Origin of the sequence: Micromonospora sp. NPDC049044, from assembly GCF_040649215.1 — a bacterium.
In the GTDB taxonomy this organism is placed as follows: domain Bacteria; phylum Actinomycetota; class Actinomycetes; order Mycobacteriales; family Micromonosporaceae; genus Micromonospora.
In genome coordinates this window covers 94,730-109,258 of the sequence record NZ_JBEZFA010000003.1, presented here as the reverse complement: position 1 = coordinate 109,258, position 14,529 = coordinate 94,730, and the positions used below count along the sequence as shown (strand labels likewise).

Genomic DNA, 14,529 nt, shown 5'->3' with positions numbered 1-14,529 from the left:
CTGCGCCAACACTGCGTCGGTTCCCATTACACCGTCCAAGACCCTTGTGGTCAGCTGTGATACCCGTAGGGTATTAACGTGGACGCCGACCTCGACCTGCGGAAACTGCGCTACTTCCTGGCCGTCGCCGAGCACCTGCATTTCGGTCGGGCCGCCACCGAACTGCGCATCGCCCAGCCGGTGCTGTCCCGCCAGATCCGGGCGCTGGAACGCGAACTGGGCACCCAACTGCTGCACCGGAACCAACGCCACACCGCGCTGACCGCCGCCGGCGAGCAGTTGCGGGCGGACGGGACGGTGCTACTGGCCCGCGCCAACGCGCTGCGGCGCAGGGTGCTCGACACCGCCCGCGGCGGCGCCCGCACCTTCCGGCTCGGATTCATGCCCGGCCTCACCGTCACCGCCGAGGTTCGCGCGCTGCGCGAGGCCAATCCGGGACTGGAGGTCGAGGTGGTGCGTACCGGATGGGACGACCAGACCGAGATGATCCGGGACGGACGGGTCGACGCCGGCTACGTCCGGCTGCCGCTGGACCCCCGGGACCTCGCCCTGGAACCGCTCTTCGACGAGCCACGGGTAGTAGTCGTGCCGGCCGACCATCGGCTGGCCGGCAAGCAGCGGGTCAGCATCCACGACCTCGCCGACGAGCACCTGCTCCAGGACCCGGAGGCGGTGCCGGAATGGCGGGACGTCGCCGCCGAGATGCGGGCCGGCGAACGGCTGCCGGAGCGGTCCGTACGGACCGTGGAGGAGAAGTTGGAGTACGTCGCGGCCGGGCGCGGCGTGGTGGTCCTGCCCCTGTCGACGGCGCTCTTCTACAGCCGCCCCGACGTGCGGCACAGCGTGATCGCCGACATCGGCCCCAACCGGGTCTGCGTGGCCTGGGCGGCGGACAGCCGCAGCGATCTGGTCCGCCAGTTGACGGCGATAGCCCACCGGCTGCACCCGGAACCTCCGGCCGACGACAGATAGCCGACCTGCCCGGCGCCACCGGCCCTCGTGTCCCGGTCGTAACTGCGTGGTCCGGCACCCTCGCGGTGCCTACGATCGCAGGATGACCGATACGGCGAGGACGGCCCGCGCCGGCGTCCCCGAGCGTCCGACCCTGGACGGGCTCGAGGAGAGCTGGGCACGCCGCTGGCAGGAGGAGGGCACGTACGCGTTCGACCGCTCGAAGACGACTGTTCCCGGTCGCGGCGCGGCGTCAGACGCGCCGCGCGGGAATGGTCGCAGGGCCGACGTGTACGCCATCGACACCCCGCCGCCGACCGTATCGGGCGAGTTGCACATGGGGCACGTGTTCTCGTACACGCACACCGACATCATCGCGCGTTACCAGCGGATGCACGGCAAGGTCGTCTTCTACCCGATGGGCTGGGACGACAACGGCCTACCCACCGAGCGTCGGGTGCAGAACGTCTACGGGGTGCGCTGCGATCCGGCGCTGGCGTACGACCCGGTGTGGCGACCACCGGCGGCCCCGGTCGACGACGCGGCCCGCCGCGACCCCACCCCGATCTCCCGGCGCAACTTCATCGAGCTGTGCGAGCTGCTGACGGTCACCGACGAGCAGGCCTTCGAGGCGCTGTGGCGACGCCTCGGGCTCTCGGTGGACTGGTCGTTGACCTACACGACGATCGGTCGGATCGCCCGGACCACGAGCCAGCGGGCGTTCGTGCGCAACCTGCGCCGCGGCGAGGCGTACCAGTCGGAGGCGCCGACGCTCTGGGACGTCGGCTTCGCCACCGCCGTCGCCCAGGCGGAGTTGGAGGACCGGGAGCGCCCCGGCGCGTACCACCGGCTGCGGTTCGCCGGGCCGGGCGGTCGCGAGGTGCACATCGACACCACCCGACCGGAGCTGCTGCCCGCCTGCGTGGCGCTTGTCTGTCACCCCGACGACGAGCGGTACGCCGACCTGGTGGGCACGACAGTGCGCAGCCCGCTGTTCGCCGTCGAGGTGCCGGTGCACGCCCACCCGCTCGCCGATCCGGGCAAGGGCACCGGCATCGCGATGGTCTGCACGTTCGGCGACCTGAGCGACGTGACCTGGTGGCGGGATCTCGAACTCGACACCCGGGTGATCATCGGCCGCGACGGCCGGCTGCTTCCGGAACCGCCGGCCGGGGTGCCGGCGCAGCCGTACGCGGCGCTGGCCGGGCAGACCGTCAACGGCGCCCGCCGGGAGATCGTCGGCATGCTTGCCGACGCGGGGGACCTGATCGGCGAGCCACGCCCGATCACCCACCCGGTGAAGTTCTACGAGCGCGGCGACCGCCCACTGGAGATCGTCTCGACTCGACAGTGGTATCTGCGCAACGGCGGCCGCGACGCCGACCTGCGGGCCACCCTGCTGGCCCGGGGCGAGCAGCTGCACTGGGTGCCGGCGCACATGAAGCACCGCTACGACAACTGGGTGGGCGGCCTGACCGGAGACTGGCTGGTCAGTCGGCAGCGCTTCTTCGGGGTGCCGGTGCCGGTGTGGTACCGGCTCGACGACACTGGCGAGCCGGACTGGTCCCACCCTCTCACGCCGGACGAGTCCGCGCTGCCGGTCGACCCGTCAAGTGACCCGGCGCCCGGGTACGACGAGTCGCAGCGCGGCCGGCCGGGCGGTTTCATAGGTGACCCGGACGTGCTGGACACCTGGGCCACCTCGTCGCTGACCCCGCAGATCGTCGGTGGCTGGGAGACCGACCCGGAGCTGTTCGCGCAGGTCTTTCCGATGGACCTCCGCCCGCAGGGGCAGGAGATCATCCGGACCTGGCTCTTCGACAGCGTGGTCCGTTCGCACTTCGAGCACGGGGTGCTGCCCTGGCGGGACACCGTGCTCTCCGGCTGGATCCTCGACCCGGACCGCAAGAAGATGGCCAAGTCCAAGGGGAACGTGGTCACCCCGCTGGCCCTGTTGGAACAGCACGGCTCGGACGCGGTGCGCTACTGGGCGGCCAGCGGCAAGCCCGGCATGGATCTGGCCTTCGATCCGGCGCAGATCAAGATCGGCCGCCGGCTGGCCACCAAGCTGCTCAACGCGTCCAAGTTCGCGCTCGGGCTGGGGGCCGCGAACGCGCCGCGCCGCGACCTGGAGCTGTCGGCGACCACCCCACTGGACCGGGCCATGCTCGCCGAGTTGGCCACAGTGGTCACCGCGGCGGGTGCCGCCCTCGACGCGTACGACCACACTGCCGCGTTGCAGGCGACCGAGGCGTTCTTCTGGCGGTTCTGCGACGACTACATCGAGTTGGTGAAGGAACGCGCCTACGGCACCGGCGCGGCAGCCGACTCGGCGCGGGCGGCGCTCGCCACGGCGCTCTCGGTGCAGCTCCGCCTCTTCGCCCCGGTGCTGCCGTACGTGACCGAGGAGGTCTGGTCGTGGTGGCGGTACGGCTCGGTGCACCGCGCGCCGTGGCCCACCACCTACGAAGTGGCCCGGTCGATCGAGGGGTCGGGCGACCCGGCGCTGCTGCGGCTCGCCGGCGACGCGTTGAGCCAGGTGCGCCGGGCCAAGTCGGAGCGAAAGCTGTCGATGAGGGCGGAGGTGCCGCTGGCCGAGGCGCTGGGCCCGGCGGCCCTCCTGGAGCAGCTCACCCTCGTCGCCGACGACCTCCGGGCGGCCGGCCGGATCGGCAAACTCGACCTGCTCCCCGACCGCACCCCGGAGCTCGTCATCGCCTCCGCGTTCTGACCTGCGTCCGCCGCCGCCCACCCCCCGGGGGCGGCGGCGGACGCCGTCACCAGCCGCGCAGGAAGCGCAGGCCGAGTAGGAACGCCACCACGGCGGGACCAACCAGCAGGGTGATCGCCTGGAGGCGGTACGGCATCCGGTGTCGGGTCAGCTCGCCCGCGTTGCCGAGCACGATGGCGCCGGCAAGCATCAGGAACGCCCCCCACCAGCCGGTCTCCAACTGGATCAGGTCGACCCGGATCAGTTGCAGGGTCAGCCCGAGCAGCGCCCCGGTCAGCGCGAGCAGGGCCACCGCCCGGTGCAGACCGCGGGCCAGCGGGTGGGCCGCCCGCCAACCGTAGGTGCCGGCGACCGCCAGGCAGGGCAGCACCACGAGCAACGGCCAACCCCGCCCCATCACGCCGAACATCAACAGCGCGCCCACCGCGAAGACGATCGTGCCGACGCAGGCGAGCATGTATCCCGCGAAGGCCCGGCCACCACCGCGGACCAGCAACGGCCCGCCGCTGGCCGCGATCAACGCGGCCGGGATCAGGATGAACACGGCCCACCAGTGGAACTGCCCGCTGCCCTGGGCAGCGGTGGCCACCGTGGCGGAGGCCAGCCCGGCGACCGCCAGGCTGGTCAACCACGGCCGGCTGCTCCGGGAGTACGGCTCAGCCAACGACGTCCGCTCCGCTTCGACACTCACACCCGACAGCCTGGCCCGACGGGGGTCGACCGGTCCATCCGGCCAGCCCTACCGCCGAAGGGTGGCTGGCCGGAGCACCGTTTCGCACCTGTCTCAGCTCGTCTCGCCGGCCACGCTGAACGAGCGCAGACGGTCGATTGCCAGCACGGTGAAGCCGACGCTCACCAGCGCGGTCATCACCGAGGCCACCGGCACCGACACTGTCGTCTCCAACAGCCCGGTGGGGGCGATCCGGTCGGTGAGGGCGATCACGTACTGCTGGATGGAGAGCACCTTGGTGCCGCTGACGAAGTTGCCCAGCAGCCCCTCCCAGATCAGCACGTAGACCAGCCCGAGCAGCACCGGCCGCCTGGTGACCAGGCTGAGGGCGAGGAACAACGCCGAGTACGCAAGCGCGCCGAGCGCCGCCGCGACCGCGAGCGCCAGACCGAGGCGTACCGAGTCGGCGAGCACGCCCGCGACGTAGAGCGGCACCGCGACGGTCACCGCTGTGACCCCGGCGGCCACCGCGAGCTTCGGCAGCACGATCTGCCAGCGCGGCAGCGGCTTGGTCAGGATGTGCACGACGGTGCCGTCGTCGATCTCGGCGCCCAACACACCCGTGCCGATGATCAACGCAACCACCGGCAGCACCACTGCCAGCCCCAGGCCGACAAGCACCGGCGGCCCCCACTCGCCCGGGTCCACCCCCAGCGACCGACAGAGGATGGCCAGCCCGAGCAGCACCAACGGCAGCGGAAGCAGCAGCAGGAACCGACGCCGGCCGAACAACCCACGCGCGGTGATCCAGGTAATTGTCGACATGTCAGGCCTCCACCAGGTAGGAGAAGACGCTCTCCAGAGACTCGTCGGACGGCACCAACTGGCGCACCCGGATGCCTTGCGTGAGCGCGATCCGGGGCAGCGCCCGGGTGAACGCGCCATAGTCACCGGCCCGCACGGTCAGGCCGGTCGGGTCCAACTCGACCCCACTCACCGACGCCTCGGCGATCAGCGCGACGGCCAACGCCCGGTCGTCGGTGGACCGCACCGCGAAGACGTGCGGGCGGTTCGTCATCAACCGGCGGATGGTCCGGAAGTCGCCGGAGGCGGCCAACCGGCCGGCCACCATCACCTGCACCGTCCCGGAGACCTGCTCGACCTCCTCCAGGATGTGCGAGCTGAACAGGATCGTCCGGCCGGCGTCACCAAGGCTGTGCAGCAGCTGCATCATGTGCAGCCGCTGACGGGGGTCCATGCCGTTGAACGGCTCGTCGAGAAGCAGCACCTGCGGGTCGTGCACCAACGCGGCGGCCACCCGGGCCCGCTGGCGCATGCCCTTGGAGTACGTGCCGATCCGGCGGTCCTGCGCCGACTCCAGCTCCACCAGGTCGATGGCCCGTCGGGCCGCCGCCGCCGGATCGGGCAGCCGGTGCAGCTTCGCGCTGGCCAGCACGAACTCGTACGCGGTGAGGAAACCCTGCACCGCCTCCCGTTCACTGACCAGCCCCAGCCGCCGGTAGACGTCGGGGTTACGCCAGGTCGGCTCGTCGTCGAGGGTCACGGTGCCACGCGACGGGGCGAGGAAACCGGCCATCATGTGCAGCAGCGTGGTCTTGCCGGCGCCGTTCGGGCCGAGCAGCCCTGTCACGCCCGATCCCAGCGCCATGCTGATGTCGTTGACCGCGACCACGTTGCCGTACCACCGGGACACCCCGGTCAGGCTCAGCGTGCTCATCAGGAGGCGACCTTCCGGTAGCGGACCAGCAGGAGGGCGGTCGCGCCGGCGACCAACAGCACCGCGCCCAGGGCATAGACCGGGCCGAACCCGCCGATCATCATCTCGCCCGGATCGCCCTCGACCAGCAGGTCACCGAGTGACCAGATGCCCACCCCCTGGACCAGGGTGGAGGGGGAGGCGAGCCCGGCCAACTCGTTGGCGGCGCGCGACGGCAGGATGCTCAGCACGCCCACGATCGGGGTGGTCATCAGGAAGACCGCGACCACGCCGCCGGCGGCGAAGGCACGCTTGCCGGTCAGCGACGCGACAAGCAGGCCGACCGAGGCGAAGACCACCGCCCACAGCCCCGCGTAGAGCAGCCCGGGCAGCAGGTCGAGCAGTTCGTTCCACACTCCGCGCATGCCCTGCTTGGTGGTGAACGCGGCGCCCAGGAACATCAGCAGCTGTGGCCCGCCGAGCAGCAGCCAGAGCGCGGTGACAAGCGCCAGCAGCTTGGCCATCGCGTAGTCGGCGCGCGGCAGCGGCCGGGAGAAGTACAGCGGCAGGACGCCGCTGCGCAGGTCCCGGGAGACCAGCTCCGGGGCGACGACAGCGACGAAGAAGATGACCAGCCAGCTCATCGCGTCGGCGAACTGGGCGTACGTGGCGACCGGCTCGCCGATCTGGCTGCGTATCGCGGCCAGGGCCACCGCGACCAGGCTGACGATGCCGACCACCAGCCATGGGAAGATCTTGGCCTTGGCGCTGCGCCCGAAGCCGAACGCGGTGCGCAGCCCGTGCAGGTAGAGCGCGCCGAAGACCTGTCGGCGGCCCAGCCGCGGACCCTGGTAGCGCTGGTAGCCGATGTCGTGGATGACGCCGGTCGGCGTGGAGCGCGCGGCGGTGGTGGACGACTCAGGCATGAGTGAGCTCCCTCGTGGCGAAGAGTTCGGCCACCCGGTGCCGGCGCTGGTCCAGTCGGTGCAGTGGCAGGTCCAGTTCGGCGACCGCGCCGAGGATCAGGTCGTAGGTGCCGTCGTCAGCGAGCGGCACGAGGAGCAGTCGCCCGTCCCGGGCGACCGGCAGCTTCAACTCGGCAAGCCGGGCCGCGAGCTCCTCGGTGCCTTCGCTGACCTCCACGGCGAGCACGTCGGTGGCCGAGGTCATCGCGGAGATGTTGTCGGCGCGCAGCAACCGGCCGCCGTCGATGGCGATGAGCGTGTCGCAGATCCGCTCCACCTCGCCGAGCAGGTGCGAGCAGACCAGCACGGAGATGCCGAACTCGGTGCCGATCCGGTGCACCAGGGCCAGCATGGCGTCGCGGCCGGCCGGGTCCAGCCCGTTCGTCGGCTCGTCGAGCAGCAGCAGGTCGGGGTCGTGCACAAGCGCCTGGGCCAGCTTGACGCGTTGCTTCATGCCTGTGGAGTAGCCACCGACCGGACGGTAGCGCTCCTCGTAGAGGCCGACGTGCCGCAGCGCCTCCGACGCCCGCTCGCGGGCGGCGGTGCGGGGCAGGCCGCTCATCCGGCCGAGGTGGGTGACCAACTCGGCGGCGGACAGGTCCGGCGGCAGGCAGTCGTGCTCGGGCATGTAGCCGACCCGGGAGCGGACCTGCGCCGGGTCTACGGTCGGGTCGATGCCGAGCACCGACACCTGACCGCTTGTCGGTGGGAGGAGGCCGAGCAGAATCTTGATCAACGTGGATTTGCCGGCGCCGTTCGCGCCCACCAGGCCGATGATCCCGGGCTCGACGGCGACGGTGAGGTCGGCGAGCGCGGTGACCCGACCTCCGTACGTCTTGGTGAGCGACTGGGTCGCGATCAGTGTCACGCTGCCAGCGTAGGGAGTCCACGCCCACCTCGGACACCACCACGCCCCCGGCGCTTCCCTGATCCTTGCCCCGACGGACCCTTAGGGTCCCCCCACCCGGGGCGGTGGGGCCGTTGTCGCCGGTGGCGCGTCCGGCGCGACCCCGACGCGGGAAAGACCGGTCCGGGGTGGCACCATTCACCTCCCGGCCGGTCGGGAGTCGCGCCCGCGTCACCTGGGCGTCGAGAATCTCGACGGCGAGTTCGACCGCCGCATCGACGACTACCGGTCCGGGCTGAGGCCGGCCGCGATCGGAGCGGTGCCGAGCCGCCCGGCCGGGTCGTGGAGTGGCGGCCTCGACCGATCGTCGGTCTGCTGCGAAACTGTGTGCCGGTCAGCGAGTGGGGGGTGTGGATGAGCAACGGCTGGGTGCTGCCCGACGAGGTGCTGCAGGACGCACCGGCGTACACGCCGCGTCCCGGTGAGCTCGCGGATCTGGAGCTGCTGCTGACCGGTGCGTACGCCCCCCTCACCGGTTTCATGACCCGGGCCGACCTGGTGTCGGTCAGCCGACGCGGCCAGCTTGCCGACGGCACCCCCTGGCAGGTCGCGGTGACCCTCCAGGTGCCGGCCGCGCTGGCTCAGGGCTTCGATCCGCGCGACCCGGCCCGCCGGGCGTTGGTGCTTACCGACGGCGAGGGCGCGCCGGCGGCTGCCCTGGACGTGGCGGACGTCTGGCCGGTACGCGAGGGCGTCGCCGGGGTCGGCGGCCAGGTCCGGCGGCTGGGCGACGGTGGCCACGGTCCGTTCCAGCGACTGCGCCGCAGCCCCGAGGAGGTCCGTGCGCTGCTGCCCCCGGGCCGGGTGCTCGGTGTGATCGCCGACCGGCCGCTGCACCGTCCCCAGCTCGCTCAGATCGCGCACGCCGCCCGCACCCTGGCCGCGCACCTGCTGGTGATGATCCCGGTAGGTGAGGGTGGCGTCGGCGGGCTCCCGCCGGAGGCGCTTGTGCGTACGATCTTCGCCGCCCGGGACCGGATGCCGCCGGCCACCGTGATCGCGGTGCCGTTGTCACATCGCCGGGAGGAGATCAGCGACGCGTTGCTCCGCGCCCGGGTCTCCGCCGCGTACGGCGTCACCCACCTGCTGTCCACCGGGGAGATGCTCTCCGGCGCCGGGTTGCGGGTGCTGGTGCCGCGCGAGCTGGCCTACGACAACCGGGACGGGCAGTGGCGCTGGCGGGAGGACATCCCACCGCGCAACCGTCGACTCGCGCTCACCCAGCCGGAGATCGACGACCTGCTGGATCGGGGTTTCCCCCTGCCGGAGTGGCACACCCCGCCGGCCGTGGCGCGGGAGCTGGCCCGGGCCCGGCCACCGCGTCGGCACCGCGGGCTTGTGGTCTTCATGACCGGCCTCTCCGGCTCCGGCAAGTCGACAGTCGCCCGCGGGCTGGCCGACGCGTTGCGGGAGAGCGGCGACCGCACGGTGACCCTGCTCGACGGGGATGTGGTGCGCCGGGAGCTCACCGCCGGGCTCGGCTTCAGCAAGGCCGACCGGGACATGAACGTCCGGCGGATCGGGTGGGTGGCCGCCGAGATCGCCCGGCACCGGGGGGTGGCCATCTGCTGCCCGATCGCCCCGTACGCGGCGGCCCGTGCCACCGCCCGCGAGATGGCGCTGGCCGCGGGAGCGGGTTTCGTGCTGGTGCACGTCGCCACTCCGCTTGCGGAGTGTGAGCGCCGGGACCGCAAGGGCCTGTACGCGCGGGCGCGGGCCGGCCTGCTCACCGGGATGACCGGCATCGACGATCCGTACGAGGAGCCGAGCGACGCCGACCTGGTGTTGGACACCACAGATCTCAGCGTCGCGGACGCGGTTCAGGCCGTGCTGCACCAGCTCACCGAGACCGGTTGGGTGGAGTTGAAGATCGCTTCTGCCTGAGCCGGGTCCGTAGCCGCTGTCCGGCCACCGTTCGCTTCGCGCTAGTGTTCGTCTTTGTTGGAACACGTTTGACCGCGTGAGAGTACGGGGACCTCCGGGAGGCACGGCGAATGCTCGCTCAGCAGCGGCAGGCGGCCATCCTGGAGCGGCTGCGGTCCACCGGCGGGGTGCGGGTGAGTGAGCTAGCGGGCGAGTTCGGGGTCTCCGACATGACCATCCGCCGCGACCTGGACGTGCTGCACGAGCGTGGCCTGCTGGCCAAGGTGCACGGCGGGGCCACGGCAGCCGGACCGAGCTCGACCGACGAGCCCGGCTTTCACGCCAAGTCGGTCCGTCAACTCGCCGAGAAGGCCGCCATCGCGGATCGGGCGGCCCAACTGGTCCGGCCGGGCGCTGCTGTCGCGCTCTCCGCCGGCACCACCACCGCCGAACTGGCCCGCAAGCTGGTGGACGTGCCCGGCCTGACCGTGGTGACCAACTCGCTGCCGGTGGCCGAGATCCTGCACGCCGCTGGTCGGCCGGACCAGACTGTGGTGCTCACCGGGGGCGTCCGCACGCCGTCGGACGCGCTTGTCGGCCCGCTCGCGGTCGGGGCCGTCCGGGCACTGCACCTGGACCTGCTCTTCCTGGGTGTGCACGGCATCACCGAGCGGGCCGGCTTCACCACCCCGAACCTCATGGAGGCGGAGACCGACCGGGCGCTCGTGGCCGCGGCGGACCGGCTGGTGGTGCTGGCCGACCACACCAAGTGGGGCACCGTGGGCATCTCCTCGATCGTCGAGCTGGCGGCAGCACACGTACTGGTCAGCGACGACCGGTTGCCTGCGCCAGCCCGACGGGTACTCGGCGAACAGGTGGGCGAATTGATCATGGTAGAAGCGACAGGGGCGGGCCGTGCGACGCGCACGCCGACGAGTGAGGGGGCGGCGCAGTGAAACGCACAGCGATCGACCTGGCCGACGGCCGGGAACTGATTTACTTCGACGAACGCGACGACGCGGTCCGCGACCAGCCGGACCGCCGTGACCTGCCGCCGCCACCCCCCGCGTCCCAACTGCGCTACGACCCGCTCACCGACGAGTGGGTGGCGGTGGCCGTGCATCGGCAGACCCGTACCTTCCTCCCACCGGCGAACGAGTGCCCCCTCGACCCGTCGGTGGGCGACCGGCTCACCGAGGTTCCCGCGCCCGACTACGACGTGGTGGTCTTCGAGAACCGGTTCCCGTCGCTCAGTGGCCGGGTCGCCGAGGAGCCCGGCGAGATCACCCCGTTCACGCCCGTTCGACCGGGGCTCGGCCGCTGCGAGGTGGTCTGCTTCACCTCGGACCACAACGCCTCCTTCGCCAGCCTGCCGCCGCGCCGGGTCCGCACCGTCCTGGACGCGCTCGCCGACCGCACCGAGGTGCTCGGTGAACTGCCCGGGGTGGAGCAGATCTTCTGCTTCGAGAACCGGGGCGTCGAGATCGGCGTCACGCTGCACCACCCGCACGGACAGATCTACGCGTACCCCTTCGTGACGCCGCGCACCCGCGCGCTGCTGGCCTCCGCGCGCCGGCACGCGGAACGCACCGGCGGGGGCAACCTGTACGCCGACGTGCTGGCCGCCGAGCGCGCGACCGGCGACCGGGTGGTCGTCGAGAACGAGCACTGGACGGCGTTCGTCCCGGCGGCGGCCCGCTGGCCGTTCGAGGTGCACGTCGCGCCGCACCGGGTGGTGCCGGACATTCCGGCCCTCACCGACAGCGAACGGGATGCTTTCGGGCCGCTCTACCTGGATCTGCTGCGCCGCTTCGACGGCCTGTTCGACATGCCGATGCCGTACATCTCGGCCTGGCACCAGGCGCCGGTGCGGATCGACCGCGAGTTGGGCCACCTGCACCTACAGCTGTTCAGCATCCGGCGGGCCAAGGACAAGCTCAAGTATCTGGCCGGCTCGGAATCCGGGATGGGCGTCTTCATCAACGACATCGCCCCCGAACGCGCCGCCGAGTTGCTCCGCGCGGCCTGAGCCAGCGGGATCTCGCGCTGCGGGGAAACAGGGCGCGGGGGGCCCGGGACAGGGCCCCCCGCAGGGAAGGGACGGCTGGCTGTGCACGGCACAGCCGGGAAGGCTGGCTGATCGGCGCACGGGTGCCGCGGGTCGACCGTGGTCAACCTTCCTCGGACGCGACTGGCATCTCGTCCATCCTGGTCAACGAGGCGCGCCGAGCGGGGTGACGCCGATCGGCGCGGCACCGCCGGACACGCCGAAGCCCGCCGGCTGGGATGCCGGCGGGCTTCGACGACGCGGTACGCCTGGATCAGGCGGCGAGCTTGCGGGCCAGGTTCTCGTCGAGCGCGTTCATGAACTCGTCGGTGGTCAGCCACGGGGCGTCGCGCGAGATGAGCAGCGCGAGGTCCTTGGTCATCTGGCCGCCCTCGACGGTGTCGACGATGACCTGCTCCAGGGTGTTGGCGAACTCGGTGACCGCCGGGGTGCCGTCCAGCTTGCCCCGGTGGGCCAGGCCCCGGGTCCACGCGTAGATCGACGCGATCGGGTTGGTCGAGGTCTTCTCGCCCTTCTGGTACTGCCGGTAGTGCCGGGTGACAGTGCCGTGGGCGGCCTCGGCCTCGACGGTACGGCCGTCCGGGGAGAGCAGCACCGAGGTCATCAGCCCCAGCGAGCCGAAGCCCTGCGCCACGGTGTCGGACTGCACGTCACCGTCGTAGTTCTTGCAGGCCCAGACGTACCCGCCCTCCCACTTGAGCGCGGCGGCGACCATGTCGTCGATGAGCCGGTGCTCGTAGGTGAGGCCGGCGGCGTCGAATTCCGCCTTGAACTCGGCTTCGAACACCTCGGCGAAGATGTCCTTGAACCGGCCGTCGTACGCCTTGAGGATGGTGTTCTTGGTCGACATGTAGACCGGGTAGTTGCGGTCCAGGCCGTACCGGAACGAGGCGCGGGCGAAGTCCCGGATCGACTCGTCGTAGTTGTACATGCCCATGGCGATGCCGCCGCCGGGGAAGTTGGCGACCTCCATCTCCATCGGCGTGCCGCCGTCGGCCGGGGTGTAGGTGATGGTCACCGTGCCCGGGCCCGGGACGACGAAGTCGGTGGCCTTGTACTGGTCACCGTGGGCGTGCCGGCCGATGATGATCGGCTTGGTCCAGCCGGGGACCAGCCGCGGCACGTTGGACATGATGATCGGCTCACGGAAGACGACGCCGCCGAGGATGTTGCGGATGGTGCCGTTCGGCGACCGCCACATCTTCTTCAGGCCGAACTCCTCCACCCGAGCCTCATCCGGGGTGATGGTCGCGCACTTGACGCCGACGCCGTGCTCCTTGATGGCGTTGGCGGCGTCGATGGTGACCTGGTCGTCGGTCTCGTCGCGGTGCTGGATCGACAGGTCGTAGTAGTGCAGGTCGACGTCGAGGTAGGGCAGGATCAACTGCTCCCGGATCTGCTTCCAGATGATCCGGGTCATCTCGTCGCCGTCGAGTTCAACGACCGGGTTGTTTACCTTGATCTTCGCCATCGACCGGCGCTCCTCTCGAGGGACACATGCTCAAGCAGTACGAGCGTACTGCAATTGGGCCGGCCGCCCCCAGCCGGCCTCGACCGACCGGCGGAAACCGGGCTGCGCGGAACAGGAGTGCCCTGGAATCATCGCCCGATGCCGCTGAACCGCAACCTTGGGTCTATCACGGTCACCGCGCTCACCGACGGTGAGGGTGCCTTCTTCCAGCCCCGAGCGCAGGCGTTCCCGCAGGCCACTGCGGCGCACTGGGCGGAGGCCGACCGGCGCGACCCCGGCTCGGTGACCGCCGACGGGCAGTGGTGGCTGCCGTTCCGCAGCTTCGCGATCCGCACCGGCGACGGGCCGGTCACCCTTGTCGACACCGGGATCGGCCCGGTTGACGCGCCGGCCGCGGGCTGGGCGCCGGTGCCCGGCCGGATGCCCGCCGAGCTGGCCGCGGCAGGCATCGACCCGTCCGACGTCGACACGGTGGTGCTTACCCACCTGCACAGCGACCACATCGGCTGGGCGGTCACCGGCACGCCGGGCCGGCCGTACTTCCCGAACGCCAGCTACCTGTTGCAGCGCGCCGAACTGGACGCGGCGCAGACGCTCAACCCCGGGCTGCCGGCCGGCCTGATCGCCCCGCTGCGCGCCGCCGGCCAGCTCCGGGTGGTCGACGGCGAGACCATCCTCACCCCGGCGGTACGCCTGCTACCCACCCCCGGCCACACCCCCGGCCACCAGTCGGTACTCCTGACGGCTGGCGACGAACGGATGCTGGTCACCGGCGACCTGTTGGTGCACGCCGTGCAACTCGTCGACCCCGACCTGGCGTACGCCCACGAGGTGGACCCGGACCTCGCCCGCACCTCCCGGCAGGCCGCGCTCCGCACCCACTCCCCCACCCTCCTAGCCACCCCCCACCTCGTCACCCCCTTCACCCCCTTCACCCCCTTCACCCCCATTCCCACGCCCGCCCCCACCTGGCGCCCCCGCCCCTCACCTCGTTGATCATGAAGTTATTGCCCCGACACGCCGCGCGAGGGGGCAATAACTTCATGATCACCGGGGTGGGGGCGGTGGGCGGTGGGATGGGATGGGATGAGAGAGGGGCGGGGGGGGGGGGGCGCCCCGCCCCACCTAAGGGGGGGGGGGGGGTTTGAGATTGTGTGGTGTGGGCCGGGAAGTGGGGGGGCGGCGC

12 protein-coding genes are annotated in these 14,529 nt (G+C 71.5%); 6 read left to right on the top strand and 6 right to left on the bottom strand.

The genetic code is table 11. The features are described 5' to 3' along the window. Positions 1-78: 78 nt before the first annotated feature. Together AB0B85_RS03320 and valS are read left to right on the top strand one after the other, a co-directional pair. A complete protein-coding gene (locus tag AB0B85_RS03320; protein ID WP_357403046.1) occupies positions 79-972 on the top strand; it encodes a LysR substrate-binding domain-containing protein in 894 nt (297 codons plus the stop codon). A gap of 82 nt (positions 973-1,054) precedes the next feature. Beyond that, positions 1,055-3,682 (top strand): valine--tRNA ligase, encoded by a 2,628-nt coding sequence (gene valS, locus AB0B85_RS03315; protein WP_357403045.1) that lies wholly within the window; start codon positions 1,055-1,057, stop codon positions 3,680-3,682. A gap of 46 nt (positions 3,683-3,728) precedes the next feature. Here valS and AB0B85_RS03310 read toward each other — a convergent pair whose 3' ends face one another. The 5 genes from AB0B85_RS03310 to AB0B85_RS03290 all read right to left on the bottom strand — a co-directional run bounded on the left by AB0B85_RS03310 (position 3,729) and on the right by AB0B85_RS03290 (position 7,902). Continuing rightward, the gene (locus tag AB0B85_RS03310; protein WP_357403043.1) at positions 3,729-4,373 is read right to left on the bottom strand and encodes a hypothetical protein; all 645 of its coding nucleotides are present in this window, start codon (positions 4,371-4,373) and stop codon (positions 3,729-3,731) included. A gap of 93 nt (positions 4,374-4,466) precedes the next feature. Beyond that, positions 4,467-5,177, bottom strand: coding sequence for an ABC transporter permease subunit (locus tag AB0B85_RS03305; protein ID WP_357403041.1), 711 nt, complete (start codon positions 5,175-5,177; stop codon positions 4,467-4,469). Between the two features lies 1 nt (position 5,178). Next, entirely contained in the window at positions 5,179-6,090 is a 912-nt protein-coding gene (locus AB0B85_RS03300) for an ABC transporter ATP-binding protein (protein ID WP_357403039.1), read from the bottom strand. After that, positions 6,090-6,995, bottom strand: a complete 906-nt coding sequence (locus AB0B85_RS03295; protein ID WP_357403037.1) for an ABC transporter permease — start codon at positions 6,993-6,995, stop codon at positions 6,090-6,092. Before AB0B85_RS03295 ends, AB0B85_RS03300 begins: the two co-directional genes overlap by 1 nt. Then, positions 6,988-7,902, bottom strand: coding sequence for an ABC transporter ATP-binding protein (locus AB0B85_RS03290; RefSeq protein WP_357403035.1), 915 nt, complete (start codon positions 7,900-7,902; stop codon positions 6,988-6,990). Before AB0B85_RS03290 ends, AB0B85_RS03295 begins: the two co-directional genes overlap by 8 nt. 393 nt (positions 7,903-8,295) lie before the next feature. Between AB0B85_RS03290 and cysC the strand changes: the two genes are divergently transcribed. The 3 genes from cysC to galT all read left to right on the top strand — a co-directional run bounded on the left by cysC (position 8,296) and on the right by galT (position 11,833). Then, complete coding sequence (cysC, locus tag AB0B85_RS03285; RefSeq protein ID WP_357403033.1) at positions 8,296-9,825, top strand: adenylyl-sulfate kinase; 1,530 nt, start codon at positions 8,296-8,298, stop codon at positions 9,823-9,825. A gap of 110 nt (positions 9,826-9,935) precedes the next feature. After that, a complete protein-coding gene (locus tag AB0B85_RS03280; RefSeq protein WP_357403031.1) occupies positions 9,936-10,760 on the top strand; it encodes a DeoR/GlpR family DNA-binding transcription regulator in 825 nt (274 codons plus the stop codon). Next, positions 10,757-11,833, top strand: coding sequence for a galactose-1-phosphate uridylyltransferase (gene galT / locus AB0B85_RS03275; protein WP_357403030.1), 1,077 nt, complete (start codon positions 10,757-10,759; stop codon positions 11,831-11,833). The genes AB0B85_RS03280 and galT overlap by 4 nt, the downstream gene beginning before the upstream one ends. 292 nt (positions 11,834-12,125) lie before the next feature. On the opposite strand, the gene AB0B85_RS03270 is transcribed toward galT, so the two are convergent. Then, positions 12,126-13,343, bottom strand: a complete 1,218-nt coding sequence (locus tag AB0B85_RS03270; protein WP_030337461.1) for an NADP-dependent isocitrate dehydrogenase — start codon at positions 13,341-13,343, stop codon at positions 12,126-12,128. Positions 13,344-13,481: 138 nt separating this feature from the next. On the opposite strand from AB0B85_RS03270, the gene AB0B85_RS03265 reads away from it, so the two are divergent. After that, a complete protein-coding gene (locus AB0B85_RS03265; RefSeq protein WP_357403027.1) occupies positions 13,482-14,339 on the top strand; it encodes an MBL fold metallo-hydrolase in 858 nt (285 codons plus the stop codon). Positions 14,340-14,529: the final 190 nt, after the last annotated feature.

Bases quoted from the DNA above. Each gene is read 5' to 3' on its own strand.
- valS (WP_357403045.1), top strand. From the start codon at position 1,055: ATGACCGATACGGCGAGGACGGCCCGCGCCGGCGTCCCCGAGCGTCCG.
- AB0B85_RS03305 (WP_357403041.1), bottom strand. From the start codon at position 5,177: ATGTCGACAATTACCTGGATCACCGCGCGTGGGTTGTTCGGCCGGCGT.
- AB0B85_RS03300 (WP_357403039.1), bottom strand. From the start codon at position 6,090: ATGAGCACGCTGAGCCTGACCGGGGTGTCCCGGTGGTACGGCAACGTG.
- AB0B85_RS03295 (WP_357403037.1), bottom strand. From the start codon at position 6,995: ATGCCTGAGTCGTCCACCACCGCCGCGCGCTCCACGCCGACCGGCGTC.
- cysC (WP_357403033.1), top strand. From the start codon at position 8,296: ATGAGCAACGGCTGGGTGCTGCCCGACGAGGTGCTGCAGGACGCACCG.
- AB0B85_RS03280 (WP_357403031.1), top strand. From the start codon at position 9,936: ATGCTCGCTCAGCAGCGGCAGGCGGCCATCCTGGAGCGGCTGCGGTCC.
- AB0B85_RS03270 (WP_030337461.1), bottom strand. From the start codon at position 13,343: ATGGCGAAGATCAAGGTAAACAACCCGGTCGTTGAACTCGACGGCGAC.
- AB0B85_RS03265 (WP_357403027.1), top strand. From the start codon at position 13,482: ATGCCGCTGAACCGCAACCTTGGGTCTATCACGGTCACCGCGCTCACC.